At 56.7% G+C, this 26912-nt stretch carries 26 protein-coding genes and 1 CRISPR repeat array (1 of these 27 cut by a window edge); of the genes, 13 read left to right on the forward strand and 13 right to left on the reverse strand.

Translation table 11 applies throughout. The features are described from left to right. Positions 1 to 3: 3 nt before the first annotated feature. The 4 genes from ACZ5ZS_RS02505 to ACZ5ZS_RS02520 all read left to right on the forward strand — a co-directional run bounded on the left by ACZ5ZS_RS02505 (position 4) and on the right by ACZ5ZS_RS02520 (position 3077). Positions 4 to 1125, forward strand: a complete 1122-nt coding sequence (locus ACZ5ZS_RS02505; RefSeq protein ID WP_188596310.1) for a 2-oxoacid:acceptor oxidoreductase subunit alpha — start codon at positions 4 to 6, stop codon at positions 1123 to 1125. Between the two features lie 48 nt (positions 1126 to 1173). Further along, complete coding sequence (locus tag ACZ5ZS_RS02510) at positions 1174 to 2037, forward strand: thiamine pyrophosphate-dependent enzyme (protein WP_188596311.1); 864 nt, start codon at positions 1174 to 1176, stop codon at positions 2035 to 2037. After that, a complete protein-coding gene (locus ACZ5ZS_RS02515; RefSeq protein WP_188596312.1) occupies positions 2027 to 2584 on the forward strand; it encodes a 2-oxoacid:acceptor oxidoreductase family protein in 558 nt (185 codons plus the stop codon). The genes ACZ5ZS_RS02510 and ACZ5ZS_RS02515 overlap by 11 nt, the downstream gene beginning before the upstream one ends. Positions 2585 to 2663: 79 nt before the next feature. Next, complete coding sequence (locus ACZ5ZS_RS02520) at positions 2664 to 3077, forward strand: hypothetical protein (RefSeq protein WP_188596313.1); 414 nt, start codon at positions 2664 to 2666, stop codon at positions 3075 to 3077. Here ACZ5ZS_RS02520 and ACZ5ZS_RS02525 read toward each other — a convergent pair. Next, complete coding sequence (locus ACZ5ZS_RS02525) at positions 3071 to 3379, reverse strand: NifB/NifX family molybdenum-iron cluster-binding protein (protein WP_188596314.1); 309 nt, start codon at positions 3377 to 3379, stop codon at positions 3071 to 3073. The genes ACZ5ZS_RS02520 and ACZ5ZS_RS02525 overlap by 7 nt on opposite strands. 207 nt (positions 3380 to 3586) lie before the next feature. On the opposite strand from ACZ5ZS_RS02525, the gene ACZ5ZS_RS02530 reads away from it, so the two are divergent. Further along, positions 3587 to 4747, forward strand: a complete 1161-nt coding sequence (locus tag ACZ5ZS_RS02530; protein ID WP_188596315.1) for a radical SAM/SPASM domain-containing protein — start codon at positions 3587 to 3589, stop codon at positions 4745 to 4747. A gap of 322 nt (positions 4748 to 5069) precedes the next feature. On the opposite strand, the gene dsrB is transcribed toward ACZ5ZS_RS02530, so the two are convergent. Next, a complete protein-coding gene (dsrB, locus tag ACZ5ZS_RS02535; RefSeq protein WP_188596316.1) occupies positions 5070 to 6263 on the reverse strand; it encodes a dissimilatory-type sulfite reductase subunit beta in 1194 nt (397 codons plus the stop codon). 86 nt (positions 6264 to 6349) lie between these two features. Between dsrB and ACZ5ZS_RS02540 the strand changes: the two genes are divergently transcribed. The 3 genes from ACZ5ZS_RS02540 to ACZ5ZS_RS02550 are packed head-to-tail and all read left to right on the forward strand — an operon-like array spanning position 6350 to position 9891. Next, complete coding sequence (locus tag ACZ5ZS_RS02540) at positions 6350 to 7627, forward strand: sulfite reductase, dissimilatory-type subunit alpha (protein WP_188596317.1); 1278 nt, start codon at positions 6350 to 6352, stop codon at positions 7625 to 7627. Further along, complete coding sequence (locus ACZ5ZS_RS02545) at positions 7628 to 8407, forward strand: respiratory nitrate reductase subunit gamma (protein WP_188596318.1); 780 nt, start codon at positions 7628 to 7630, stop codon at positions 8405 to 8407. Beyond that, a complete protein-coding gene (locus tag ACZ5ZS_RS02550; RefSeq protein ID WP_188596319.1) occupies positions 8404 to 9891 on the forward strand; it encodes a (Fe-S)-binding protein in 1488 nt (495 codons plus the stop codon). The genes ACZ5ZS_RS02545 and ACZ5ZS_RS02550 overlap by 4 nt, the downstream gene beginning before the upstream one ends. Positions 9892 to 9916: 25 nt before the next feature. Here ACZ5ZS_RS02550 and ACZ5ZS_RS02555 read toward each other — a convergent pair whose 3' ends face one another. Beyond that, on the reverse strand, positions 9917 to 11308 hold the full coding sequence (locus tag ACZ5ZS_RS02555) for an outer membrane protein assembly factor BamB family protein (protein WP_188596320.1): 1392 nt from the start codon (positions 11306 to 11308) through the stop codon (positions 9917 to 9919). 260 nt (positions 11309 to 11568) lie between these two features. Between ACZ5ZS_RS02555 and ACZ5ZS_RS02560 the strand changes: the two genes are divergently transcribed. After that, entirely contained in the window at positions 11569 to 12210 is a 642-nt protein-coding gene (locus ACZ5ZS_RS02560; RefSeq protein ID WP_188596321.1) for an SAM-dependent methyltransferase, read from the forward strand. A gap of 25 nt (positions 12211 to 12235) precedes the next feature. On the opposite strand, the gene ACZ5ZS_RS02565 is transcribed toward ACZ5ZS_RS02560, so the two are convergent. From ACZ5ZS_RS02565 to ACZ5ZS_RS02575, 3 genes are all read right to left on the reverse strand, one after another. Beyond that, the gene (locus ACZ5ZS_RS02565; RefSeq protein ID WP_188596322.1) at positions 12236 to 13540 is read right to left on the reverse strand and encodes a M20/M25/M40 family metallo-hydrolase; all 1305 of its coding nucleotides are present in this window, start codon (positions 13538 to 13540) and stop codon (positions 12236 to 12238) included. A gap of 111 nt (positions 13541 to 13651) precedes the next feature. Then, positions 13652 to 14149 (reverse strand): hypothetical protein, encoded by a 498-nt coding sequence (locus ACZ5ZS_RS02570; protein ID WP_188596323.1) that lies wholly within the window; start codon positions 14147 to 14149, stop codon positions 13652 to 13654. 263 nt (positions 14150 to 14412) lie between these two features. After that, positions 14413 to 15018 (reverse strand): hypothetical protein, encoded by a 606-nt coding sequence (locus tag ACZ5ZS_RS02575; protein ID WP_188596324.1) that lies wholly within the window; start codon positions 15016 to 15018, stop codon positions 14413 to 14415. 277 nt (positions 15019 to 15295) lie between these two features. On the opposite strand from ACZ5ZS_RS02575, the gene ACZ5ZS_RS02580 reads away from it, so the two are divergent. Beyond that, a complete protein-coding gene (locus ACZ5ZS_RS02580) occupies positions 15296 to 16141 on the forward strand; it encodes an ankyrin repeat domain-containing protein (protein WP_188596325.1) in 846 nt (281 codons plus the stop codon). Positions 16142 to 16535: 394 nt separating this feature from the next. Here ACZ5ZS_RS02580 and ACZ5ZS_RS02585 read toward each other — a convergent pair whose 3' ends face one another. The 7 genes from ACZ5ZS_RS02585 to ACZ5ZS_RS02615 all read right to left on the reverse strand — a co-directional run bounded on the left by ACZ5ZS_RS02585 (position 16536) and on the right by ACZ5ZS_RS02615 (position 20343). Beyond that, a complete protein-coding gene (locus ACZ5ZS_RS02585; protein WP_188596326.1) occupies positions 16536 to 16865 on the reverse strand; it encodes a nucleotidyltransferase domain-containing protein in 330 nt (109 codons plus the stop codon). Continuing rightward, entirely contained in the window at positions 16853 to 17257 is a 405-nt protein-coding gene (locus ACZ5ZS_RS02590) for a HEPN domain-containing protein (RefSeq protein ID WP_188596327.1), read from the reverse strand. The genes ACZ5ZS_RS02585 and ACZ5ZS_RS02590 overlap by 13 nt, the downstream gene beginning before the upstream one ends. A gap of 168 nt (positions 17258 to 17425) precedes the next feature. Then, positions 17426 to 17800 carry a hypothetical protein gene (locus ACZ5ZS_RS02595; RefSeq protein ID WP_188596328.1) on the reverse strand — a complete coding sequence of 125 codons (375 nt, stop codon included), beginning with the start codon at positions 17798 to 17800 and terminating at the stop codon, positions 17426 to 17428. Then, the gene (locus ACZ5ZS_RS02600) at positions 17793 to 18134 is read right to left on the reverse strand and encodes a hypothetical protein (protein ID WP_229657682.1); all 342 of its coding nucleotides are present in this window, start codon (positions 18132 to 18134) and stop codon (positions 17793 to 17795) included. Before ACZ5ZS_RS02600 ends, ACZ5ZS_RS02595 begins: the two co-directional genes overlap by 8 nt. Before the next feature lie 107 nt (positions 18135 to 18241). Beyond that, positions 18242 to 18676: a Holliday junction resolvase Hjc gene (hjc, locus tag ACZ5ZS_RS02605; protein WP_188596330.1), complete on the reverse strand. Its 435-nt coding sequence runs from the start codon at positions 18674 to 18676 to the stop codon at positions 18242 to 18244. Positions 18677 to 18766: 90 nt separating this feature from the next. Next, entirely contained in the window at positions 18767 to 19132 is a 366-nt protein-coding gene (locus ACZ5ZS_RS02610; protein ID WP_188596331.1) for a DsrE family protein, read from the reverse strand. A gap of 44 nt (positions 19133 to 19176) precedes the next feature. Further along, a complete protein-coding gene (locus ACZ5ZS_RS02615; RefSeq protein ID WP_188596332.1) occupies positions 19177 to 20343 on the reverse strand; it encodes an acyl-CoA dehydrogenase family protein in 1167 nt (388 codons plus the stop codon). A 348-nt stretch (positions 20344 to 20691) separates the two neighbouring features. Here ACZ5ZS_RS02615 and ACZ5ZS_RS02620 point away from each other — a divergent pair, with 348 nt between their 5' ends. From ACZ5ZS_RS02620 to ACZ5ZS_RS02630, 3 genes are all read left to right on the forward strand, one after another. Further along, positions 20692 to 22161 carry an acetyl-CoA hydrolase/transferase C-terminal domain-containing protein gene (locus tag ACZ5ZS_RS02620; protein WP_229657698.1) on the forward strand — a complete coding sequence of 490 codons (1470 nt, stop codon included), beginning with the start codon at positions 20692 to 20694 and terminating at the stop codon, positions 22159 to 22161. 193 nt (positions 22162 to 22354) lie between these two features. Continuing rightward, positions 22355 to 23626 (forward strand): APC family permease, encoded by a 1272-nt coding sequence (locus ACZ5ZS_RS02625; RefSeq protein ID WP_229657683.1) that lies wholly within the window; start codon positions 22355 to 22357, stop codon positions 23624 to 23626. Next, entirely contained in the window at positions 23623 to 24564 is a 942-nt protein-coding gene (locus tag ACZ5ZS_RS02630; protein WP_188596334.1) for an acetamidase/formamidase family protein, read from the forward strand. Before ACZ5ZS_RS02625 ends, ACZ5ZS_RS02630 begins: the two co-directional genes overlap by 4 nt. Positions 24565 to 25037: 473 nt before the next feature. Continuing rightward, positions 25038 to 26912: direct repeats of the CRISPR family, unit length 25 nt; unit sequence GCAGAATCTACAAAAGAATTGAGAG (it continues 3200 nt past the right edge of the window).

A 26912-nucleotide genomic window follows, 5' to 3' on the forward strand; every position in this document is an offset into this window, starting at 1 on the left:
GAGATGAGCATAGGCTACTTGACGGGCAATCAAGCCGTGGCCGAGGGAGCCATGGCGGCCGGCCTCAAGTTCTACGCCGGCTACCCAATAACGCCTGCATCAGACTTATTCGAGTACCTATCCGAGAAGCTCCCCAAGAGGGGGGGAGTAGTTTATCAGGGCGAGGATGAGATAGCGAGCATAGTTGCAGCCATAGGCGCCTCATGGAGTGGGGCGAAGGCCATGACGGCCACCTCGGGCCCCGGCTTCAGCTTAATGGCGGAATCAATAGGGCTGGCGGCCATGACGGAGACGCCGGTGGTGGTGGCCGTCAACATGAGGACAGGCCCGTCCACGGGCATAGCCACGACGCCGGGCCAGGGCGACGTGATGCAGTCCAGGTGGTTGAGCCACGGGCATTACCCCGTCGTGGTCTACGCGCCCACGGGGGTGCAGGACAGCTTCGACTTGACCATAAAGGCATTCAATGTGGCTGAGGCCTTGAGGATCCCAGCCATAATACTGAGCGATGCCGCGATAGCCCATGGGAGGGAGAAGGTGGTGATGAGGTCTGACGTGCCCGTGGTGAGCAGGAAGAAGCCGACCCCCGGCTCCAAGTACTTGCCGTATGAGGCGGGGGATGATCTTGTGCCTCCCATGGCGGCATTCGGCGAGGGGTTCAACGTGTTGGTGGAGTCCCTTCAGCACGACGAGAGGGGGTACTACGTGCCCACGAGCAAGGTGTTCGAGAAGTTGGTGACTAGGCTGAACAGGAAGGTGGATGATAATAGGAAGATGATAGTGGAGTCCAGGGTTTATGGGGAGGAGAACGCGGACGTCCTGCTGGTTGCGTTCGGCTCCTACGCCAGGGTGGCGAGGGGAGCGGCGAGGAGGGCCAGGGAGGAGGGGCTCAGGGTGAGGGTGTTCGTGCCGATCTCCATATGGCCGTTGGACGAGGAGGGGCTGCGGAGGGAGGCGTCCAGGGCGGGGAGCGTCGTGGTAATGGAGAACAACTTGGGCCAGCTGTACAGGGAGGTGCAGCGCATCGTTAGGGATAGGGACGTGGGCTTCCTCCCGCTCCTCAAGGTGGAGCTCCCCACCCCCACGGAGGCCCTGCGGTCGCTGCGGGGAATGGTTAGGGCTTGATGCTTTGTATGGGTAAAACTTAAATAGATAAAAGTCAAATATTAGGTTATGGAGGCCATACAAGTCAACGTTCCCCGGCTTCATCCATTGGATGATTACTTGAGGACCGACAGGCTCCCCCACACGCTCTGCCCCGGCTGCGGCATAGGCATTGCGTTGAACGCATTCCTGAGGGCGGTGAGCGAGTTGGTGGGGGAGGGCAAGCTGGACAGGAAGAACGTGTTATTCGTGGGCGGCATTGGGTGCACCGCCAGGACCAGCATGTACACGATGTTTGACAGCGCCCACGTGACCCACGGCCGCGCCATACCGTTCGCCACGGGGGCCAAGCTGGCTAACCCCAACATAATACCCGTTGTGTTCAGCGGGGATGGGGACTTGGCGGGCATAGGCGGGAACCACTTGATCCACGCGGCGAGGCGAAACATGGATCTCCTGGTGGTCGTGATAAATAACATGACGTACGGCTTGACGGGGGGCCAGTTATCCCCCACAACCCCCACGGGCCACTACACCACCACCACTCCATACGGGAACCCGGAGAGACCCTTCAACCTGATACCCCTCGTGGCCGCGGCGGGCGGCAACTACGTGGCTAGGGCATCCATAACCCAGCCCGAGGTAATGAAGTCCTACTTCAAGAAAGCCCTTCTAAAGGAGGGGTTCAGGTTGATAGAGGTGGTCTCCACCTGCCCGGAGAACTACGGGAGGCACTTGGGGTACAGGTCCCCCTCCGACTTCTACCTCAAGATAAAGGGCATCGTGAAGATGCGGAGCGGCGTAAAGCCGTGGGACGTGAAGTACGACTGGAACAGCGAGATAACTATCGGAGAGTTCGTGGACAGGAACGAGCCGGGGTTCTCCAGGCTACTGCATGAGCAGGTGAGGAAGGTGATGGCCGGTGAGAACTGAGATAATACTGGCAGGCAAGGGCGGGCAGGGAATACTGCTGGCCGGGTACCTGATAGGCTACTCAGTGGCTAAGTTCACGAACTACCAAGTCTCGTCCACGGAGGAGTACGGCGCTGAGACGAGGGGGACTGACAGCAAGATGGACATAGTCATATCGGACGAGGAGATAGACTTCATAGGGGCGGAGAGGGCCGACGTGGCTATCTTCATGTTCAAGGACCAAGCGGCTAAGTACTCCAGGTACGTCAGGGACGGCGCCACCGTCATGATAGACTCCACGCTCGTCGATGCATCCTCCCTCCCCGCGTCCTGGAAGATAATGGGACTGCCGTTCACGGAGCTGGCCGAGAAGAGCTTGGGCACCCCCAGGGTGGCCAACATGGTGATGCTGGGAGCATTCACTACCCTCGGCCTCGTCCCCCTCGACGCGCTGGAGAGCGCGGTGAGGGAGGTAGTCAGCCCCAGGTGGGTGGACCTCAACCTAAAGGCCCTCCGCCTCGGGGTGGAGGAGGCCAGGAAGAAGGTAATCAATCCATTAATTGGTTAATGTTCCCCTGCCTCCCCGCTCGCTCTCAACCGGGGGTGGGGGCCTTAATGCTTATTAGGCCGCGTCCCTCGCTTGCTCGGTGGATCCCGAGGTATTAAAGTACCTCCAGGAGCTGGAGGAGGTGGAGAGCGATGGATTGGAGAAGCTGGTCAAGGCATTATCCATGCTGTCGGGCAAGGAGAGGGAGGTGATGCTGGGCGTGGCGTTCGACGCATTGGTGCACAGGGAGTTGATTAGGGGGATTAGGAACGCATTGTCCGAGTATGATAGGCTGGTCAAGGCAAGGCCCGGAAACCCCCGGCCCGGCAGCGCGGCGAAGGTGATAGAGGCCCATAACTCGGCTGAGTTGCGGTCCATCGAGCTTTACTCCAAGTTGATTGATGCTAAGCTGAGCGAGTTGGTCACCGAGATGCTTGAGGCGGTGCGCAGGAACGAGGAGGAGCACTTAGTGATAGAGTACACCCTGGTCAAGGGCGGGAGGCGCGGTCAATGAATGCCGCGGAGCGCGTCGCTCACCCTGGTTCCCTCCTTGACGGTCACCACCTTCACCCCCCTCCCCCGAGCCACCTTCTCGCACTCGCTGCCCATCCTGGTTACGATCACTGCATCCACGCCGAGCTCGATGGCCTTCTGCATTGCGATGACCCCCTTCATGGATGTGGATATGGCGGACAGGGCGGGGTTCGGCAATACCTGGACTTGCCTGGCCTCTCCCCCTACCTCGAAGACCGCTATTTGCCTGGCGCTCTCCAGGCTGGCCACGTATATGGCTGATTGAAATACGGCCACCCTCATGGGTTCCCAAGCGGCTGCCCATCCTTTAACTTTGATCCACGTGCCTGGGAAAAGCGGCCGCCACGTGATGGGCATTATTAAGCATGCAAGGAGATGCTCAACCTGGACAGGGCGGGCCCGCCCATGGGATCCCCGACCTCAGCTCTACTGTTTCTCCCTTAGATATCCGTTTTAAGCTGGTAATCTGTTGCGGGATTAGGCGATTAAGTGGTTGATGAAACCGAAGTGTACCTGGACGAATGCCCAGCATCGCCGCTAGGCCACATACTGGCCCTACGGAGCAGCGTCGAGAGCGGTAACGAGCTTCCATGCTTGAGCATGGACTCCATCAATGACGTAACCATCTACCTAACCCATGCATGCAACCTAGAGTGCAGGCACTGTTACTTATCGGCGGGTAGGCCATTAAGTAATGAATTGAACGCCGATGACTGGTTGCTCATACTTGATAAGTTAAGGGATCTTGGTGTTAATTACGTTTACCTATTGGGCGGCGAGCCGATGCTTTTGATTAGGAGGGGGTTGTTGGAGATCATAAGTCATGCAAAGGACCTTGGCCTTTACGTATCAATGAGTACCAATGGCATGTTGATTGATAGAGAGAATGCGCTTCTACTTAAGAGTGCCGGGCTTGACCAGGTCCAGGTGAGCCTTGATGGCCCGAATCCCGCGGTTAATGATGTGATTAGGGGTTTTGGTAGTTTTGATAAGGCTGTTAGGGCCGTCAATGTGTTTAGGGAGGTTGGTGTCGCCGTGTCCCTGTCGTACACAGTGATATCAGATAATGCCTATTACGTGGTCGACATGGTTAGGTTGACGGAAAGGTTGGGAGTCTCAGTGCTCAGCTTCATACGCGTTCAAGAGTTTGGCAGGGCCCGTGAAAATGGCTTAACGCTCGACGGTGGGTTGGCGAGGGCTGCAATTAATGACTTACTGCGCGTTAAGACCGGCGTTAAGCTTGTCCTGAACGGCTTTAGGTTTAGTCTAGGCGACTTATATGAGGCATACAGGAAGTCCAGGGAGGGGCTTAATGCCCTTAGGATAATTAATTACTCAACATGCCCAGCAGGCGGGAGCAGATTCGCGATAGATTCGGACGGCGGTATTTACGGGTGCGAGTTATTGATGAGCAGTGAGTTCCATGAGGGCAATGCGCTTAAGGATGACTTGAAGATAATTTGGAGGGATGGTTTTGGATCTTTTAGGGAAAGGAATTATGCTGAGATAAAGCCATGCAATTCCTGCCCAATGGCTGACCTATGTAACGCTGGTTGCGCTGCCAGGTCATTTTCAACGTTTGGCTCCGTGGATTCGCCCGATCCCTATTGTCCAGTTGTTGAGGGATCGATCGGTAAATCCAAGCAATGATCATTGATGTATTTATGAAGTTGAATGGAGGCGCCTTAACTTGACCAGTAAGGCCTGCTTAAACGTGGTTGGTAACGACATAATCGGTTACCCATCATCATGGATCGTGGAGGTCTCGCCCCTTCTAGGGACGGGGTGAGAATTATGGCCCGACGTAGTGGCGTGCAGTCTCTTTCCTCAGTAAACCCGTTGGGGCGCTCCATTTCATTATTCTCACGCGTTTAGTAGCTTTAACCGTGATGCAGTCCCCGCGAGGGGCGCTCGAGGCGTGAGGGAATGCCCCAGTGGGGTCAGGACCCCAGCCATTCATGGCGGGGAGCCGTCAGCGCGTCGGCTTCTCCCTGAACAGGTAGGCCGTGGCCTCGGTTGCCCTGCGCTTGTAGAGAGGCTGGTACAGCGGCCCCGGCTTGTCGGTGAACTTGAGGAACCGCCTAGCGTCGGGCAGCCCCGTCAACTCGTAGAACCTGTCCCACCCAATCCTGGCCACCCAGTCCCCCATCCTCTCCCCCCTCTCCGCGTTTCCCACCCACGTGTCCACTATCCTCTTCACCACCTTCACGAGGGTCGGCCAGCGGGGCGGCTCGTTGGGGAGGTAGGGAACCACTATCTTGCTCATCAACTGCCCCGCCCTGCCCGAGTTGGATGCCTTGCCCCCCACCAGCACCATGACCCCCGCCCTCCCGGGGTCGTACGCCATGGCATCCGTCGTGTCTCTGCACCTCCCGCACGCCACGCACAGTTCCTGCCTCACCGACACGCTGTACGCCTTGCCGGACGCGTCCTTCTTGGCCACTATGGCGCCCACGGGGCACGCCGCTATCACGTCGCTGGGCGATGAGACCTGCGAGAACCACTTGTCGTCGGCCACCGGCGCTTGGGCCGGGTAGCCCACCACCGCCACGTCGGATGCATTTATCGCCCCGCCGCAAGCGTTGGGGCACCCGGACACCTTTATGGATAGGTGGGCCGGGGTCTCCTTCTCGTACACGTACTCGTACAGCGCGTCCCCTATGGCCTTCGCCATGCTTGGCGCATCCACCACGGCCGTGGTGCAGGTCAGGTACGCGGTGCAGGGCTGGATGTTCCACAAGTGATTGCCCCACCCGCCCACCAGGAACCCCGCCCTCCTCAGCTCCTCCTCCAACTTGTGAGCGTTCTCCTCCCTGTCAGTTATTATCTCGAGGTTCCCCTGGGGCGTGGGCCTGACCAGCCCTATGCCGTACGTGTCCGCCAAGTCGCACAGCTTCTCCAGCGTGTCCGCGCTGTACCTGGCATTGGGGGGACCAATCACCTTGATCGTGAATACCCTATCCCCGGACTCCGCCACGTGCTCCATTATGGCTGGGGTTATCATGCGGTGATCCACCCACTTCCCCATGTTTGACTTGAGAATGGAGGGTAGGTAATTGGAGTACGGTATCGGCGGCAGCTTCTCCGGGTGATTAATGGGGGTGACGTCGCCCGTCCTCACCACCACCGAGTACTGCCTATCCCTGACGTGCGGCTCGCTGCTCATGTGATCCCAGCTCTGGCTTGGTTTTTACGCAGTATTTCACATGAATGTGGAATACGGCTTTTATATCATGCCGCCGCCCCACGCCCATGACCGAATTGCCCATAGATGAATCGCTATGGCCATCCCCGCCCAGCGACGAGGAGGCTGAGGCGGCGTTGAAGGCGTTAGAGGAGGGGCCGTGGCCTAGCCACGTATCGGAGCTGCGGCGCACCAAGTACCCAATCCGCCTCTACGGAATGGGGCTGGCCGCCAGGGCCACTCCCTGGGCCTCCAGCGTGGCCAACGCCCCCGGCATATTCGCCGGCGTCCTATCCCGGGTGTCCCACCCCTGGACCAGGGTGAATCCCCCCGTGTTTGAGGACCATGAGAGGATAATAATACCGTCCGCCCAAGTCATCAGCACGCTGATCCTGCGGGAGCTGATACGGGTATCCCGGCAGCACGGTTGGGGCCTCTTCCAGTTCATAGGGGGGACGGGGGATATAGTGATGAACGTGGACAGGGACAGGATAGTGGAGGCCGCGAAGGAGGTGAGGAGGGTTGGGCTGGAGGTGGGCGGGTCGGGGGACGTAATGAGGAACTCCGTGGCGTGCCCAGGCCCCCTCCTGTGCGAGTACGCGATCTACGACACGTTGAGGGGCCGCGACATGACGTATGAGTGCTTCGTGGATTGGGCCTCGTACCCGCAGTTCCCCTACAAGATAAAGTTCAAGTTCTCCGGCTGCCCCCTGGACTGCCTCAAGGCGCAGGCGAGGGCGGATTACGTCTTCGTGGGGACGTGGAGGGGTGCTCCAAGCATTGACGAGGAGAGGTTCGGGAAGTGGGTGGAGGAGGGGGGCGACGTGGAGGGACTGGTGAGGGCGTGCCCCACGGGCGCCATTGAGTGGAGAGGCGGGGAGTTGAGGATAGACGGCGATAAGTGCGTTCAATGCATGGAGTGCGTGAAGAGGGCGTACCCAGCCATATCCCCGGGCAGGGAGCGCGGGATAAGGGTGTTGGTGGGCGGCACCATAAAGAGCAGGAACGGGCCGAAGCTGGCGAAGGTCCTCATCCCCTTCATCCCCATCAAGGACCCGATGCACCCGGACGACGAGATAATGAAGGTGTTCGAGTTGTTGAAGGACAGGGTGGTGCCCAAGTGGGACGAGGTGGGGTGGCGCAGGGAGCGCATAGGGGACGTGGCCATAAGGCTGGGGTGGAGGAGGTTCGTGACTGAGGTCGCCGGCTTGGATCCGCGCGAGGTGGTTAGGGAGAAGCCGGGGGAGCCGTACTACATGAACGGCATCCCGTTCTTCATAATGGGGGAGGACGAGAAGAAGGCCTACCTGGAGGAGCTGAGGGGCTCCATGAAGGAGTGGGGCTAGATGAATGCCGTCATATACGCCCTATTCGTAGTGCTGCCCTACGTCTCCCTGGCCGTCCTGATCGGGGGGTCCACGTACAGGGTGCTGCGGTGGGCCGCGACGCCGAAGGGGAGCGGCGGTCTCTACTTGGGACTTTACAGGCTCGTGAATAGGGCCGGGCAGCGCGGCTACTTGTCGGCGGCCGGCCACATACTGGCCAGGATGCTGACGTTCTACACGATACCCAAGAACAGCTACGGGAGGGACTACGGGACCTGGCTCGGCGTCTTCCTCTTCCACTGGGGCGTCTTCCTCCTCATAGCGTTCCACCTCCACCTCTGGATGCCGTGGCTGAGGGTGGGCGAGGAGACCATGTACGTGACGGGCATGGCGACTGGGGCCGTGGCCCTGGGCGCGGGTTTGTTCCTCTTGGCCAGGCGAGTGGGGTTGGAGCGGATCTATGGGCTGGCGCTCAATGCCTTGGACGACTACGTGGCGATAACGTGGGTGGTCATCATAATAGGGCTGGGCCTCGCCATGAGGGCCCTGGCTCCCCCCAGCTTGTTCGGGGAGGCGGTGGCGTGGGCCACCGGGCTATCCAGCCTCCACCCCACCCCACCCCCCGCGTTCCCCCTCTTCTACGCCCACGTCTTGGCCGTGGAGCTCTTCATGATCTACCTCCCCTTCTCCAAGATGGTGCATCCATTCACGTTCCCCGTGAACCCAGTGCTGTACGGCAAGTTCGAGGACATGGATGAGGTGAGGAGGAGGGTGGAGGAGGAGCTGGGGTGGGGAGCGTGAGGAAGATAACTTACGGCAGGGGCGGGAGGGACATACTGGAGGAGAGCCCCATGTATGGGGAGTGGAGGAGGGAGTTCGAGGAGCGCGGCAGCGTTCACGTTAGGATTAAGGAGGAGACGGACGAGGAGACCCTTAAGGCAATAGGGGTGACTGGGATGCAGAGGATCGGCCGGGGCGCCTCCCCCGCCGAGAAGAAGAGGTTCTTCGCGTCTAGGGTGGCGGAGATGGCGAGGGAGAACAGGGCGTTCAGGCACCACATGGATGCCTGCGTCCACTGCGGTCTCTGCATAGATAAGTGCCCGGAGTACTTGGGAACTAGGGACCCCACGAACAGTCCAGTGGGTAGGGCGGACCTGGTTAGGCGCATATATAGGAGGCTCAATAAGGCCAGCGACGGGCTGCTGGGGAGGGACGCTGATGATAAGGACCTGGCGAGGTTCCTGGAGGAGGTGGACCTGGACAAGATATGGACGTATTACTACCAGTGCACTGAGTGCAGGAGGTGCTCCGTGTACTGCCCCATGGGGATAGACCAGGGGGAGATAACGAGGGCGGTGAGGCAGATATTCGTTGAGATGGGCATGATACCTGAGTTCAATGCGAGGACGATAAGGGGAGTATACGAGACGGGGAATAACATGTACATAAAGAAGGAGGCGGCGCAGAACGTGCTGGACTTCGTGCTGGACGACATGCGGCAGGAGACGGGGAGGGACTTCAGGGCAGCCGTGGACGCGGAGAAGGCGGACGCCCTTCTCCTTCCCTCCTCGACGGACTTCTTCTCCAATATAGGCACGCTGAAGGGCGAGATAGCCGTAATGGACGGGCTCGGGCTGGATTGGACCCTCGACTCCAGGGCGCTGGAGGTGGCGAACTTCGGCTTGTTCGAGGACGAGGCCCACCTAAGGTACATAGGGGATAATTACGTGAACGCCGCGTTGAGGAGGAGGGTCAAGATGGTCGTGTTCGGGGAGTGCGGGCACGGGTGGCGCGCCTTCAAGAATTACGTGGCACCGAGGCTGGAGGCCATGGGGATTCAAGCCATATCCATAACCCAGCTCACGGCGTGGGCCCTCAGGAAGGGGAGGCTCAGGGTGGATAAGAAGGTGGACGCCGTGGTGACGTACCACGACCCGTGCAATCTAGCTAGGGCGGGGGACTTGATTGAGGAGCCCAGGTTCGTGTTGAGGAGCGTCGTGAAGGAGTTGAGGGAGAGGGTTCACAACAAGGAGAAGACGCTGTGCTGCGGCGCGGGCGGGGGGTTGTTGACGGACGAATTGATGCCGTTGAGGGTGTGGGCGGGGTGGCCGTCCGTGTACGACTCCCTAAGGACTGGCGCGCAGTACATGGTGGCGCCGTGCAGCATAGACAAGGCCCAGTTCCCGGTCGTCATACAGTACCACAGGGCCCCCATCAAGTTCAAGGGCGTCTCCGACTTCGTCTACGCCGCGATGTACGGGCTCGACGTGGACAAGATAGCCTAGCTTCTCGCCGGTGTGCTGGGTCAGTTTATGGCTTGAACACGTGGAGTACCCCATTGTCGTCAAGCACCAACAGGTACCCGCCCGTGAGCACTGGGTTCGCGGTCACCGGCGCTTCAACGTTGTAGCTTGACAGAACTTGGCCGTTGCGGGCATTGATTGAGTATACCATGCCGTTCATGGTTGCTGCATAGACTACGGCGTTTGTTGATACTATGGGCGATGCGGTCACCGAGCCGTTCAAATCATCATACCAAACCACGGAGCCCGTGGTCGCGTTTATGGCTAGGAGCAACCCGTTATTGGTGCCCAGGTATAGGGCTCCGTAGGCCACCGCGGGCGTGTCCATCGCTGGCACGCCTAAGTCATCATCCCATGCCATATTTCCATTGAGGGAGACCTTGTATAGGCGGTCACCCGATGCGAAGTAGAAGTAACCATTGCTATAAGCCGGGGAGCCGTCGATGCTCGATGCGTTCAGATCAATGCTCCACACATACTGCCCGGTGCTGGCGTTGAAGGCCATGACCACGTTGGGGGAGGACAGGCCTACCACCACCAAATCACCGCCCACCGTGGGTATGGTTACTACAGTTCCTGAGGCGTAGCCTATATAAGATGTTAATGCGTTGGTGCTCCATATGGTGGATCCATCGGCGAGGCTCAGCGCCTCCATGGAGTCGCCGCCGGCAGCTATTACTAAACCGCCATAGACGGTAATGAATGGTCCATAGGAATTAGCTAATGGATTCGCACCGTAAAATAAATTATCGGGGTAAGTGCCGCCCCACCAAAATAAACCGCTCCCGCCAATTACTGGGATGTACTGATCATCAGCTCCGACTTGATTCGCTTCTAGGCTTTCAGTCCTTAAATCAAACATAGCGCCATGCCCGTTCTGGGCATTATCGGCCATAATTATTGATGGTGAATACGCGGTCAAGCCTAGTTCTTCCCCACCGCCTATGCCCATGTTATACGCCTCTATTTGGGTTAGGTTCACCGGTCCAGAGCTGTCTATGAAGCCCGCGTGCGCGTAATCCCCATGGTACTGGGACTGCTGGGCTGGCTGGGTAACGTTGGTTAGGACCAGGGGCGGTATGCTGGTTATGGTGGTTGTCGCGGTCTCGGTCTCCGTGGCCATCGCAGTTACCGTGGTGGTCACTGTTATGGTGCTGGCAGCCGTGGCGGTGCTCGTCGCAGTGCCAGTTATGGTGATTGTGGTTGTGCTAGTTGTGGTGCTGGTTATGGTGCTGGCCGGGGCGCTCACCGTTATCGTGGGATACTTTGTCGTGATTGTTGTGGACGCCAAGGCAGTTGGGGAAACTGCAGCGGGTTTCAGTAGGAAGCCCATTAAGAAGCCAACCACGACGGCGATTATGGCGATCACGCCGGCCCCAATGTTGGATCTATTGCTCATCCATGGTTCCCTCGGTGATGATCAATGAGACCACCGCCTCTCTCCAGCGCTACCGTGTTTTTAAGCTTTTTATGAAATTTTTAGCAAATATAATACTAAAGTTATAGAAAATTACCGTTTACCTCCATCAATCGAAGGCGGCCAGGAATTCCGGCCACGTGAAGGAGGGCTAGACCTCAATTTAAGCAGTGGGTTCAATACCCGCGGCGTTGCCGGCCACGTGGGTTAAGTAGAATAGGTTCTCCGCCGATCCTGCATTGATGGGGAAGGTGTTCATAATAGGGGTGGGCCCCGGGAGCTTCGACCTGCTCACGCTGAGGGCAGTGAATGCCTTGGCCTCTTGCCAGGCAGCGGTGGCGGGGGACGCCACCCTAACCCCGAGCTTGATTGACTTCATAGAGGAGCACTTCCCCGGTCTCGAGCTGGTGGTCCTGGACAAGGAACATAGGGGTGATGGGGTTGATGAGGTGATCAAGCGGGCGAGGGCTGGGGCCAACGTGGCGCACCTAAAGAACGGGGACCCCTCCATCTTCGGGGGATTGGAGGAGGAGACTAGGAAGTTGAGGGAGTTGGGGGTGGAGTACGAGGTGGTGCCGGGCGTGTCCTCCACGTCGGCGGCGTGCGCATCGCTGGGCCTCTTCCCTACATCGCGGGAGAACGGCTTCGCGGGCTTCGTGGTGCTGAACGGCCACGACGCGCCCCTCCCCATCCAATTGGAGGTACTTAAGCTGGTGGGCCGCGGCTTTATATTGATGCCGAGGCGGGACTACGTGGACGCCGTATGCGGCGAGCTAGAGTGCGTCGAGGTGGTTGACGCGGAGAGAGGTGGGGGCAGGCGGCTCGAGCTGATCTTCGCGGCGAGGAGGGGAATCGTTGACGACCCCTCGTCAAGGACTAGGTGATTTCAGGCTAGTGGTTCACTTCACATCATCCGCGGGCTTTACTCCTCATCACGCTCCTCATCAATTCCGCGTAGAATTTAACTGTTAACTCCAGGGAGTTCAAATCGACGTACTCATCCGGCCCATGTATGTTACCGCCCACGGGCCCGAAGTCTATGGCCTGCACGCCGAGGGAGGCGAAGTGCCTGCTGTCAGAGGCCCCATTCATCTCAGCCGTCCTAGGCTCCACGCCGAGCCGCCTCAAGGCGTTGAATGCGGCGGCGACTAGGTCGGAGGAGGGGTCCGTGTAGAGGTACCCGCCTCCACCGCTCACCTCAACCTCCGCCCTCAACTCTCCCAACTGCTCCTCCACGGCCCTCCTCACCTCCGCCTCGTCGTCCGTCATGGCCCGTATGTCTATCACCAACTCATGCATGCCCCCTCCCGCCCTCCTATAGTAATTCGGCGTGGCGTTAATCCCGTACTCGCTGGGCGCTTTCGTCCTAATCACGGGCCTGGTGAGGGGCACTATGGCCTTGACGAGCCCCGTCAAGTTGGGATCCACCTCAACCTCCGTCCCCTCCCCCCTAGCCACCACGGTGGCCCAGGTCCTCGCGGGCACTACGTTGGTCTTAATCCAAGCCCCGCCCAGCTCAGCGACGGCCAAGTCGTTCACCCTCACGTGGTGCGAGAGCGTTATGAGGGGGTGGGAGTCAACGCCGGCCAGGAAGTAAGCGGCGTGGTGGGCGGGCCTGACCTTGTAGTCCAGCCTGAACTCAACTCTCTCCTCCCTCCCCCTGGCAATTAACTTGCTCTCCGGCACCCTGATCGTAGCCTCGAAGACGCCGCGCCTCCTGTTTATCACCACCATGCCGTTCCCATCCGCGTTAACCAACCACCGCGGGGGGTTTCCCCTCATGGAGTCCCTCACCAGCCTCGCGCCTCCTCCCCCCGCCTCCTCATCCATGGTGACGGCGAGGGCAATCCCCTCGCCAACCCCCGCCTCCTCGACCGCGGCCAGGAGGGCAGCCACGTTTCCCTTATCGTCAAGGGCGCCCCTCCCGAAGGCCCTGCCCCCCTCCACGGTGAGCTTGAGGGGATCATGCCTCCACTCACCCCTATCGAACGGCACCGTGTCCAGGTGAGCCATGAAGAGGGCGACGGGGGCATCGCCGGCCCGGGCGATCAAGTGCCTCAGCCCGCCCTGGCTAATGACTTGGCAGGAGAGGCCGAGGGACGACGCTGCCTCCCTGACAAGGTCCAGCGCGGCTGGGTTGGGGTACTTGCCCTCGCTTGGGTTAATGGTTGTGTCGATCTCCACCAATTCCCTCAATAGCTTTAACGCATCCACGTATGGCTAAGGTGTCCCCAATTAAAAGGTTTAGCAGGGCTTTCCATCTTGAAGGTGAAGATTGGGAGGTGAGGAGGTGGGAGGGTGTGTTCCTCATCGGTTGGTTGCGGCTTAGTATGAGTAGACCCTCGTCCTCCAGGTGGGGTTCTCCGCCAGTTCCCTTATTATCCCCAACGCCCTCTTCCCCACCTTGACCTGGTACTCGTACGTGCCCTGCGACGTGTCTATGCTTATGCTGAGCAATCCGTCATTGGGGTAGCCGATCACTCTCACGTACCTATAGCTGGTCTCGTAGTCCGGGGCGGAGTAATCCACATTGGGTCTCTTGGATAGGGAGTAGAAGACTAGAGCTGCCATCGCGCCTATGGAGCCGAGGAGGGGCCCGTCCTGCTCCAATGGACTGGGCGCGGAGGGGCCCTTGTTAAGCGCGTAGAGGGCCAGGACGTAGGCGGCGGCCGCTATTACCAGGACTAGGCCCACTACTATGCTGAGGATGAGTCTCCGCTTGAATCTCCTCTCCTCAGTTATGTCCTTCATCATGAACGACGTTGATGAGAAGGCGAATAGGTATAGCCTATCCTCGACGAGGCCCTCAAAATACACGCTCATGTATTGATGCCCTTGGTTGGTTTTTTATTTTTATTCGCTTGAATTAATGACCCCCCACGCTTGTTTAGACGGTTGGGTAGGGCTTCAAGCGATTCGTGGTGGTTATGAATCGCTGGCGGTGGCATTGTGTATTGTCTGTCCCCTCATTTGATGCGTTGATCGATTTGCGCGTATTGGGGTTGACCAGGGGATCATGAAGTGGCCTTGGCCTTGTTGGTGACCATATAATTACTATGATTCGGCGAGCTTGCAATTCCGGGATCCTATCCTTGAACTATGTTAACGTTAGAAAGGAATGGAATATTCTTGATGATTTCTAGGGTTTGGTTATCGTCGAGGAGGTAAAACATGTGATTTATTGTGGGGTGTCCGATTAATCCCTTAGTCTTTATACCCACATGCGTAGCGTAAAACCAAGCTTTCCCTAACTTTATCTTTCTTTTCTCTATTTTCACTTGACTTGCTTCTAGGTAATAAAGGGATCGCTTGGTTTTCGGATAATCCACTAGCTTGGAAGCGATTTGTTTTAATGGTTTATTGACCGTGATCGCTTGGTCTTTCAGCCTATATATGCCCTCGAGCGACCTCTCGATTAGATTCATGGCTATTAATTTAGTAATGCTATAGGCCAGGTAAACGTTGAAGATTCTCGCCTCCTCAAATGCTATGAATCTCTCGCCGGTTATCAGGATCGGGCCGTAGTGATTTGAGATCCACATGCTTATTGGTATTTCGAAGAGCACCTCCTCCTCGGAGGGGAACTTGTCGGAATAGCTGAAGTTGAAACCGCATAGCTTACAATGTGAGGGCTTGGAGGACCCCTCCTGGTTTACGTAACCGCATTTTGGGCACGTGATATCTATACTCATTATAGTATCATTCAATTAATAGTTTATAAAGATTCTCAGCAAGTTATGAATTCATGAATTTCAAAATATTGTAAATAAAACTTCCCCCAACGAAAAGCATGGGGAATTACCGTGGCTTCCTGCATCCACCGCCATCAAGGCAATTAATGGGTGGGAGTCCTCTCTTAGGCGCGCACATCCCTAGGAAACCACTATTGATTATTAAAATGGAATATAATGAATGCATAAAATACCATTGTACCAAATTTTTTAATGTAATAAGCAGAAAGTTTATTATATGATGGCTAGGGAATATGAGGCGTTAATCGCTGCGATAAAAGCGAATGACGTATCCAAGGTCAAGGAGATCCTGGCGAGGGGAATAGACGTAAACCAGCGTTGGTATGGACTTACCCCATTGCACTGGGCAGTAAATGCCGGCCACGCCCAGATAGTTGAGATTCTCCTTCAAAACGGCGCAAACCCCAACATGCTTAACACGCCGGTAGGTTCGGACTTCAATAAAATCTTCACTCCATTGCAGCTAGCAGCTTCAAAAAACGTTAACTACGACGTAATAAGGACGCTTATAAGGTACGGGGCCGATGTTAATTCAAAGGAAGGCTCGCCTCCTCCCCTTATCATCGCAGTCATGAAGCAGGACCCCACTCTAGTTAAGTTACTCCTAGACTCGGGGGCCGACGTCATGATCACCGCGGCATCCAATGATTCCAGCAGATGCTACATTAACCCCCTAACCGCCGCCGGCTCTAAAGGGAACATAGAGATAGGAAAAATACTGATTCAATATGGAGCGCGGGTAGATGAGAGCGGGGATAACTTGATAACCCCCTATCATTCCGCCGCTATGTTCGGGCATATTAATTTCCTCAAATTCCTAATGGACATTCATCACGACCCAAACATAATCGGTTGCTATAGAAAAACCCCATTATTCTCAGCGCTGGAGGCCAATCTAGACACGGTAAAGTTCTTGGTGGAGGCGGGGGCCGATGTTAATGCAATGGACGAAACAGGAACCACGCCGTTGACCTATGCTGCTGCGAAAAAGAAGAGAGACATAATGGCTTACCTAATCCAGCATGGAGCCATCGCTATGTATAAGGGCCAGCAAATAAAGTAGTGCCCCAGAGACCACGGGCGAATCCGATAGGAAACGGAATCAGTAATTCACGCCCTAAGTGCCAGCCGTCAGAGGCGCTTTAGATAAATGCACAGGATCGCTTACCCCCCCCCCCCACTGGTGGGCGGTCACTCCTTGATGTAGAGCATGATAAAAAAGAGGATAATCCTCGCCTCTTTGAGGCGGGGTTAGGTTTTTTAAGTGAGGAGTTTGTGGGGGTTTTCGACCCCTCTCTCGGTTAATTCTTTGAGGATGGGGAGTGGGGGCCGACGCACCCCAGCAATACCAGTAGGGGAGGGGGCCGAGTAGCCCTAAAGGGGACGTAACCCCCAAGACCCCAGAGAACCCTCGCCCTTTAGGGCGGGGAGGAGGTCAGATACCGCGTTCGGCTAGGTTAAACGATTGATATTATGACGTACTCGCCAGCGAACTTCAGGAACTCCTGCTCCTCCTCCTCGCGTATTATGGATAGATCAATGATTTCGGAGATTTCATCGGGCAGCAGAGAGTGTATCTTCAAGAGAAGCTCCCCCTCCCTCCACCCCCCTCCCCTGACCACCAAGGCTATGTCTAGGTCGCTTGCACCCATTGCCTTCCCCTTCACCACGGAGCCGAAGACCACCGCTTCCTTAACGTCGGCGACTCTCCCCCCCTCCCTGAGCACCACCTCGACTACCTCCCTCCACCTCTCCTCGAGGAAGCGAATCCTCTCTATTCCGAACACCACTTATCGCCCCATATCTCCCTCACAAGGTTAATTATTTCTTTCGCCGTGCTTAGGCAAACCTCCGCGTCCTCCTTATCCAGGCCGGAGGAGAAGTACTGCCCCCTGCTCCTGGCGTCCTCCAACAATATGAGCTCCCCCCTCCTCTTCCTGGCGAAATCCCCTATTTCCTCCCTCATGGCGAGCGAGGACAAGACGGAGAGCAGTTTCCTGAGCTCATGGGTCTCTGGGAACGAGTACCCAAGGAACGAAATGGTGGCCTTCACCGAGAGCTCCGCCGCTATCTGTGAGAGAACACCGCTGGCATCGTAAAGGCCCCTATCAAGAGCGCTTTCAGCGGCCTCGAGATACTGAACCGCTCTTCTGCAGTAAACCTCATGCAGTTCATGCATTTCCCCTTCCCGCCTTAAAGCGAAGAAACGGCCAAATATAGATTTCCCCAACCCACTCAACTCGGGCCGCGTGTCTCATCGACTGGGCGAGGCGCCGCTGGGGTTGGGGAATGAAGTAGGACCTGCCCGGGGCGGGAGGATTGCGATGCTCAACGCCCAAACTCGCCGTCAGAGGCACTTGAGGGGATCCCCCATGTACTTGAGGGCCCGCCTCACCGCCCTGGCGCGCCTCCTCACGGCCCCCAGCCTCCTCACTGCCTTGTCCACATGGGGCTTAGTGAGCCCCATCAGCTTCACCTCGTTCACGACCTCGACGCACCTCTCTTCCTCCTCTCTTAGCCTCTCCAATTCCCCGCAAAGCCTCAATGCATCGCCGAGCGGGTTCTGGGGAGCGGGGCCGAGGGATTGACCGAGGAGCCTCTCTTCCTCCTCTCTTAGCCTCTCCTCCTCGCCCTCCAGGGCGTCGATGACGGCATTGTAGTCTATCCCGCCCAGGTACCTCCCGTACTTGGACGCTATGAAGTGCACCTCCCCCCTATCCATGCGGGATCACCCTCCTTATCACCCCCTCCCCAACGTAGTGCTCCACCACGGGCTCCTCCCAACTCCTCACCCTTACTATGGGGTCCCTCGCTCTTTCCTCCTCTTCCCCCACCTCCTCATACTCATCGGGGACGATCGAGTATCGCGTGGGGTCGTCCTCCCTCGCCACCTCAAGCCCCAGGTTGCGGATTATCGCCAGAGCCACGTCCCTGGGAAGGGCCTCGTCGAGGGCCAGCCTCGCCACTTCCTGCGCCAGGAGCCTGGAGTTGGACCGCGCGGCGTGCCGCATGAGCACGAACTCGTTCCCCAGACCGCCCTCCTGGCGTAGAGCCATGACCCCTTGATCCACGCCGCGTTAAAAATGGTAGTGGATAAAAAAGCGTAATACCTATCCCCGAAATTTTCGGCCCCGGTGGTGGAGGGCCTATGGTCCGGATCGAGTCAACCCATGAACTCCGTGAGGGGCTCGTTCTTGAGGGACGCCACGAGGGCCTCTAGGGGCATGCCCAGCTCCGCCACCGCGCTCGGCCTAACCGCCATGTTGCCCTCCCCCGTTCGCTCCAGCTTCTCCGCCGGTATGACTCGCCACTTATCGCTGCCGTACTTAACAGCCACGTACGCCGCCCCGCTCGCCCTCCTGGCAAACTCCAGGAGCCGGGCGTACTTATCCCCCTCTATGTATATTGTCCCCTCCCTCGCCCTGTACTTTACCTCTATGACGAGGGTCTTCCCATTTATGGTGGCCACTATGTCAGGTACGTACCTCCTCCTAACCCCCCCGCCGGAGGAGCACCCGCGCAGGACCGCGAACCCCTCCTCCCACAAGTAATTCGCTATCTTCCTCTCGTAAGACGACCCCTTCGCCTTATGGGACACGCGCGGAGAAGCGCGGCGGTATTTTTAGCTTGCCCGCCCAGGCGCAGCGGTATTCCCTCCTCCGGCCCTTCCGCTCTCCTTCCCTCCCCTCTAGAAGATCAGGACCTGGTAGCCCGAGTCTATGAAGATGGAGATATCCTCGTGATGCTCCTCATCGCCCACCAACCTCAAGCCTGCCCTCCTCAACTCATCGCCTATGTTTAGGTGGGGAGGCGAGGCGCAGTAACCGCACGCCCCGTATATCACGCCTGCCCTCACCGCCTCCTCGTAGGCTGGCCTGAGCCCCTTGTAGGGGGACTGGGCTATGGGTATCCTGGAGCCGAGTCCATCGAAGTAGACAACCACGTCGTGCCCCTCCTCCTTCAGCCCCGCCGCGTAGTGCAGCGCGTGTGCCGCCCTTACGGCCTCGCTCAAGTCCTCGGGGTTGGATAGTATTATGAATGCATACCTTCCCATGCGGTCGTGAGCGCCTTGAGCCGCTTTAACCCCTGCGCGGCTCCTCAGAACTCGAACCTCAGCCTGCCGCCCGTCAATAACTTGAAGAGGACCATCTGCTGCACCTCATTGGTGCCCTCCCCTATCTCCATCACCTTCACGTCCCTGTATATCCTCTCCACGGCGCTCTCCCTACTGTAGCCGTACCCCCCGTGCATTTGAACCGCGTCCCTGGCTATCTCCACCGCCGTGGGGCCGGAGTACAGCTTGGCGGCGTGCGTCATGACGAGGAAGTAGGGGTCCCTCGAGTCGTAGAGGTAGGCGGAGTAGTAAACGAGCGTCCTCATCGTCTCCAGCCTCTGGTACATGGAGGCCAGCTTGAACTGAGCGGCTTGGTGATCAATCAATGCCCTCCCGAACGCCCTCCTCTCCCGGGCCCACCTCACGGACTCCTCCACAGCCCTCGCGGCCAGGCCCAGCGCCACGGCGGACACGGCGGTTCTCCCCACGTAGAGGGCGTAATTCATGACGCTCCAGCCCGAGTTTACTCCCCCCACCACGTCCTCATCCCCAGCCGCGCAGTCGTTGAGGAACACCTCGGCATCACCTATCCCCCTAACCCCCATCAAGTCTATGGGGCTCGTCTCAATGCACTTCCCCCTCCTCAAGAGAAACGCGGTCACCGTCCTCCTTCCCTCACCGCCTCCCCCCGCTCCCTCCGCCCCTGTCCTGGCGAAGACCAGGAAGTAATCAGCGTGCTGGCCATTGGTTATCCACATCTTGTGGCCGCTTACCCTCCACTCCCCTCCCCTTCTCTCCGCCCTTGTCTCCAGCGCAGCGGCGTCGCTTCCGCAGCAGGGCTCGCTCAAGGCGAAGGCGCCCACCGCGTCCCCCCTGGCCACCTCCTCCAGAGCCTTCATTTGATCCCCCGCTCCGAACCTATTGAGCGTGTGCGCGAAGAGGACGCCGAGCGCCTCCACCAGGAGGCCGAAGGAACCGCTGGCCCTGGACAACTCCTCCAGAACCACCACCCCAGCCCTCAAGTCGTACCCAGGCCCCCCGTGCTCCGGCGGCACCGTGGGTGCGAGGATACCCTGCCTCCCCGCCTCCCTTATCAAGTCCCGCGGGTATTGATCCATGTCCATCGACTTAGCCACCGCCTCCACACGAGACTCGGCGAACTCCCTCGCCGCCCTCCTCACCAACTCATGCTCCTCGCTCATCAATCCCATACACTTCACGACCAGAAGGAATTAATAACTTTAACTCAATATTATTAATAATACTACAAATAATCATAGTGCACTAACCATAATATAGTGCTTTTAATTTGGGCATGGGTTGGGGGAATGTGGGTTTGGCTTTATAAATAGGTGAATTCTCCTATTTATAAAATCAACGTTAGGTCAACCACGAAACAACAAACAGAGAATCGGGAGTCTCCTTCAATCCATGACGGATGAGGGGCAATAGCAAAGGCATTGCAGGAGGTAATCGCGGCTTGGTAGGGGAGTTGCTCATCAGCGGTGCTTGGGCAATCCTTAAAGGGCGATCGCGTGTAGAGCGGGTGAGGGTTGGTGATGGATAGGGTCAAGTGCGGGCTCCTAGATGGCTTAGTAATGGATGCCAGCGATGCTGTTAGGAGGCTTGTGCCGCGGGTCGGCACGATAGCTACGGGCGGCATGAGCGGCGTGGCTGTGCCCAAGGAGTTCCCGAGGGCCCTCGCCGATTACGTGGGCGAGGTCGGCGGTTTCAGTCTCACGTTATTGACGGGCGGCGCTACGTCTGCGGCTTACGAGGATGCCCTGTCTAGGATACCTAACGCCGTGAGGGCTAGGTACCCCTACCTCAGCGGCGGCCTGTATAAGGAATTGGCCAACAGGGGGTCCCTCTCCTTCTTCGATTACGGCCTAAATAAGTTCAATAAATTGGTTAGGAGGGGCTTCATTAAGGTAGACTTGGCGGTCTTCGAGGCGACGGCCGTGATGGATGATTGCGGCGTGGTTCCATCCATATCGCTGGACGCGGTTCCATCCTTCATTCAAGGCGCGGATAAGGTTGTGATAGAGGTCAATGAGTCCAAGCCGGTTCTGGAGGGCCTGCACGACACGTACTCCCCGGGCGACGGCGAGGTCATCCCCATCAGGAACGTGACGGATAGGGTAGGCGGGGCCCGGATAATGCTGCCGAGGGAGAAGATAGGCGCCGTGATCATTACGAACGCGGGTGAGGGAGTCACCAAGTCTTACAAACCGCCGGCCAGGGTGGAGAGCGAGATAGCTGAGAAGGCGGTTGAATTCATGGCGGAGGAGGCGGGGCGTGGATTCTTCGGGAGGCTTCGGGAGGCGGGTAGGTTGGTGATGCAGCCCGGGGGAGGCCCCCTGGCCAGCGCGTTGGCCGACGCGGTCCAGGGCTCCGGCCTAAGCCTCGGCGTTTGGGCAGAGACCCTTCCCGTGAAGTGGACCGAGTTGATCGGCGGCCCCATTAACGGCATCAGCGCCTCCGCGCTCTACGCGTTGCCGGGCGAGGAGCCTCGCCTAGACAAGTTCCTCGGGGATTACCGGGACTTCGTGGGTAGGGTAGTGATAAGGGGGCAGGAGGTGAGCAATAATCCAGAGGTGATTCAAAGACTGGGCGTCATATCCATTCAACAGGCCCTGGAGGTGGACATATACGGCAACGCCAATATATCCCATATAGGCGGCGACGTGTATAACGGAGTCGGGGGCTCGGTGGACTTCGCCCCAAGCGCCTCCCTCCTCATAATCGCCCTGCCCTCCACCACGAGCGATGGGCTGGTGTCCAGGATAGTGCCGGCGACGGGGCACGTGGACGTGCCGGAGCACTACGTGGACGTGGTGGTGACGGAGCAAGGCGTGGCTGACTTGAGGGGGTTGCCGCCCAGGGATAGGGCTAGGGCAATAATAGAGAACTGCGCGCACCCCAGGTTCAGGGATGGCTTGCTCAAGTACTATGAAGCCGTGGTGGAGAGGAGGGGAGGTCACGAGCCTTACGATCTGGGACTGGCCGGCAAGTGGTTGAATGACTAGTAACGGCGATGAAGTTGATCATATTTGTGGGAGAACTTGACATATAATGCTTATAAACCATAATCCATGCGAATCACATGAGTTCTCAGCCTGGTTTGCGGAGGGGCGTCGTGACTTTCTGGGAGCTCGTCTATGTATCCATCAGCTTCACCGCTCTCCCGCAATAGCGTCGCTGGCCACGTTGAGCGCGGCGGTGGCATTCGCGTATGGGTCGGAGCCCTTATCCATGGTAATAGCCATAATAACCATAGCATTGGCCGCTTACCCAGTATATGAGTTTTCGAGGTACGTTGCATCCAGCGGAGGCTATTACAGGCTTATTGAGAGGGGGCTAGGCACGCGGCCTGGGACCTGGGCCGGCTGGGTTTATCTTCTTTACAGCATGATAGGGGCAACGCCGTTCATATACCTGGAGACGGCCTTAGTGGTTCAATATGGTCTTGGCCTAATGGGGATTGGCTTGCCCTCGTGGTCATGGATTCCGATGGGATTGCTGGACGCCGCCCTCGCTTTGGTCCTGCCGTATCTGGGGGTAAAGCCCAGCGTCAGGTACTTGTTATGGACAGGGTTGGCCGAGATGGCTGCATTGATGGTAGCCGGCATAGTGGTCTTGACGCATGTGCCGCATCCATGGAATCCCCTTGTGTTCACTCCTCACTACTCGCCGACTGGGTGGGTTGGGGTGGGCACTGCGATAGTTTTCACATTTACCGCTATCTCAGGCTGGGGAACCATGGTATTCTTCGGGGTGGAGGCGAAGGCGCCCAGGGAGAACATAAGGAGGGGATTGATAGCGGTCATAGGGCTTTACGCGGTGTTCTTCATATTTACTATTTATTATTTAATAATTGGATGGGGCCCCTCCAATGCATCTACCTACTTCCAAAACTTCATTCCAGGCCTAATTGAGATACTGAAGTACGGCGGGCCACCGTTGTTCTGGGTAATATTCGCCTTAACCATAAACAGCGGCTTCAGCGATACCATAGCCATAATCAATGCGGCCGCACGCGATATGTATACCATGGCTAAGGATGGGGCATTCCTCTCCGCGGCGTACAAGGCACACCCAAGATACGGAAGTCCCCACATAGCCTTGATAATCAATACATTAATTGGGGTCTTGATCTTCCTGGCGCTGGGCCTCACCATGGGGCCGCTGAATGCGTTCCTGGTAACGGGGCTGTGGACTGGCATTGGTCCCCCCATAGAGCACACGTTGCTCAACATAGCGTTCCCGCTATACACGAGGCACAGGGGGAGTTTCAATGTGCTTCACGCCGTGGTTCCGGCTATTGCATCAGCGATTTACTTGTACGCCATCTACGCCACGTTCGCCACCACGGCCATAAGCACCCCCGTGCTGGTGGGCGTCGCGTTCCTGGCGGCTTGGTTAATAGGCACCTTTATTTACTCCTGGAGGAGGCCGGCGAATCCAAGGCTGGAGGAGGGTGAGGAGGCGTGATAGTGATAGACGGCACTAGGGAGGAGAACCTCCACTACAAGTGGAGGCCGGATCTAAAGCCCATCGCCCGGGTGGGGGATGGGGAGAAGTTCAAGGTGATAATACCGGACGCGTCCACAATGCAGGTGAGGCCGGGGATGGGCGCGGAGGACCTGGCTAGGGCGGATTCCACCAAGTTCGACGCAGCGGTGGGGCCGATATACGTGGAGGGAGCGAAGCCGGGCGACGTCTTGGCTGTGGACATTCTGGACATGCAGGTGGGGGATTGGGGTTGGTCAGCAATACTGAGCTTCATGGGCCTGCTCAAGGGCAGGTTCAAGGACCTACTGGTGCATTGGAGGATAGGCGATGGCCGCGCCCAAGCGGTGGGCGGCTTTCTGAGGGGCATTAGGGTGCCGGTCAAGCCGTTCCTGGGGGTGGTGGGCGTGGCGCCGGGTGAGGGGGAGTTCGGCATGATACCGCCCCAGAGCTTCGGGGGTAATATGGATAACAGGCTGCACGGGGTCGGGGCCAGGATATACCTCCCAGTGAGCGTGGAGGGCGCCCTCCTATCCCTGGCGGATCCCCACGCGAGCCAAGGGGATGGGGAGGTGTCGGGCACCGCGATAGAGACAAGCGCGAGCGTGGTTGTGAGGGCCAGCGTGGTGAAGGGGCTTAGGGTGGGGAGGCCGTTCACAATGGCGCCCTCCAGGGATGAACCTGGGGAGGTGATAGCAACCATGGGCATATCCAGCGATTTGCACCGAGCCGCCGTGGAGGCCCTAGAGGACATGCTGGCCATCCTGGGCAAGTGGTACGGATTAACGCCGGAGGAGGGGTACGTGTTGAGCAGCGTGGTGGGGAACCTGAGGATCTCGGAGATAGTGGACGAACCCAACTACGTCGTGACCCTAACCATGCCCAAAAGCATAGGGGAGTGGATGGGCAATCCACGGTAAGCCGCCGTCCCCCTTTTAACCCTCAGGACAATGCATTGACCGCTCATGCTTTCCAAGGCTTATTAGGACATGCCCAAACTATGAATGGATGATATGGTCATCACGTGATTCTTATTTTTAAATACTTCATTTAAGGTTAGAGCAATTAGGAAGAAACTCCTCAATACCTATTATAAGCGATAATTCTCAAATATCCTCAAAACACTTGGTTCCACAATCAGTATCATTAACATAACTGTTTAGTTAGTATGGGTGGTTTTCTCTGGGGGGTGCGCCTTGCTTTTTTCCTTGAAAATCGGCTCTCCCTTATTTTCAGTTTTTAATGGAGCCGGGCCCGGCGCCTTGAGCCGCTCCTTGAAAAAAGCACGTTGCTCCACGCCCCCAGAGCGGTTTTCCAAGGCAGAAAAACAAAAACCACAAAAAACAGAAACAAACAAAAAACTTAAAAAAGACCACCCAAATAAAAACTTACAGCAGAATCTACAAAAGAATTGAGAGCTCATTTATGACGAGGCCGTGAACGAATCGCTTCCCAGCAGAATCTACAAAAGAATTGAGAGTCTTCCTCTCCTCCTCCAGTACCTGACTCAAGAGTTGCGCAGAATCTACAAAAGAATTGAGAGACTCTGTGGGCGAGAATCCACGGTTTTAGAATGGCGGGCAGAATCTACAAAAGAATTGAGAGACCTCAAAAAAGTAAACGTCAAGTTGATCGGCCGTAAGCAGAATCTACAAAAGAATTGAGAGAGTAGAGGCGATCCTCAAATGTCTCTAGCCGACATGTTGTGCAGAATCTACAAAAGAATTGAGAGATTAAGGCGGTGGGGCATTCACGCCCCCGTGATCCCGCCCGCAGAATCTACAAAAGAATTGAGAGTCTACCATTGCCCGTAATTTTAATGAGTCCACGCAGATAGGCAGAATCTACAAAAGAATTGAGAGACGTGACGGCCTCGCCGAGCGTAGACGGTTACGTTAAGTGCAGAATCTACAAAAGAATTGAGAGACTCCGTCCCCCAAGCGACAGGATCAGCGTACCCGCTATTGCAGAATCTACAAAAGAATTGAGAGTCCTCGTTATCGCCGTGATCGCGGAGGCATAGATGAGCAGAATCTACAAAAGAATTGAGAGATATTACGCGGTACCCACTCCTCCGTTCCCGTCACCGGCTGCAGAATCTACAAAAGAATTGAGAGATTATTACGCATGACAAACCGAATAGTGACGGGCTCCGCAGAATCTACAAAAGAATTGAGAGGGGATCGCGGCGATGAGTGGGGAGAACGTTGATTGAAGCGCAGAATCTACAAAAGAATTGAGAGGTGCTTTGATGATTACGTCAAAGCTGTATTTCTCCTCAAGCAGAATCTACAAAAGAATTGAGAGAGGCGATGCAGTCAATCAATCAATCAGTGCTGACTAAGCAGAATCTACAAAAGAATTGAGAGCGTATTCAGTCCCGTAGATGAAAGAATAGTAATATCTCCCCGCAGAATCTACAAAAGAATTGAGAGCCCACGTCTCCAAGCCTGACGGCTGCGTCCTGAACAATGCTAGGCAGAATCTACAAAAGAATTGAGAGCAAGTACGAGGATGATGAGGCTGTAGTAGATAGTATAAGCAGAATCTACAAAAGAATTGAGAGCACTTGGTGGGGTGGTTTTTTCTTCGCTTGGCTTCCCGCAGAATCTACAAAAGAATTGAGAGTTAAGGGGAATCCCGGAAAAGAAATTCCCCTCAAGGCGCAGAATCTACAAAAGAATTGAGAGCATATTTCATCACTGAAATCCGTTTCCTCAGGGTTGAACCGCAGAATCTACAAAAGAATTGAGAGAGCTGAACGCCAACCTTTACTCATGGCCTTTTCTTCACCTTGCGCAGAATCTACAAAAGAATTGAGAGGAGAGGGGTGAGGTGGTGGATGTGGAGGTGAGGCTGTATAGCAGAATCTACAAAAGAATTGAGAGTCCTCGACCCTTTTTCACGTGGTTTCCGTTTTACCTGCAGAATCTACAAAAGAATTGAGAGATTGGTAGGGGACGGGCATTCTCTTGAACTTGAACGTCCTCGCAGAATCTACAAAAGAATTGAGAGAAAATAGATTAACTCTATCACGGCCTTCCCTGCATCCTTGCAGAATCTACAAAAGAATTGAGAGATAAACCTGAATAGAACGGCAGCGGTAGCGGCATACGAGCAGAATCTACAAAAGAATTGAGAGACATTTGCACTTGGGCTAGTGCCCAATCCAAGAGCCATCAGCAGAATCTACAAAAGAATTGAGAGCTTGAGGAGAAGGTTGAAAAGTTTATATCGTCACTCATCTGCAGAATCTACAAAAGAATTG

The organism is Thermocladium modestius, from assembly GCF_055398215.1.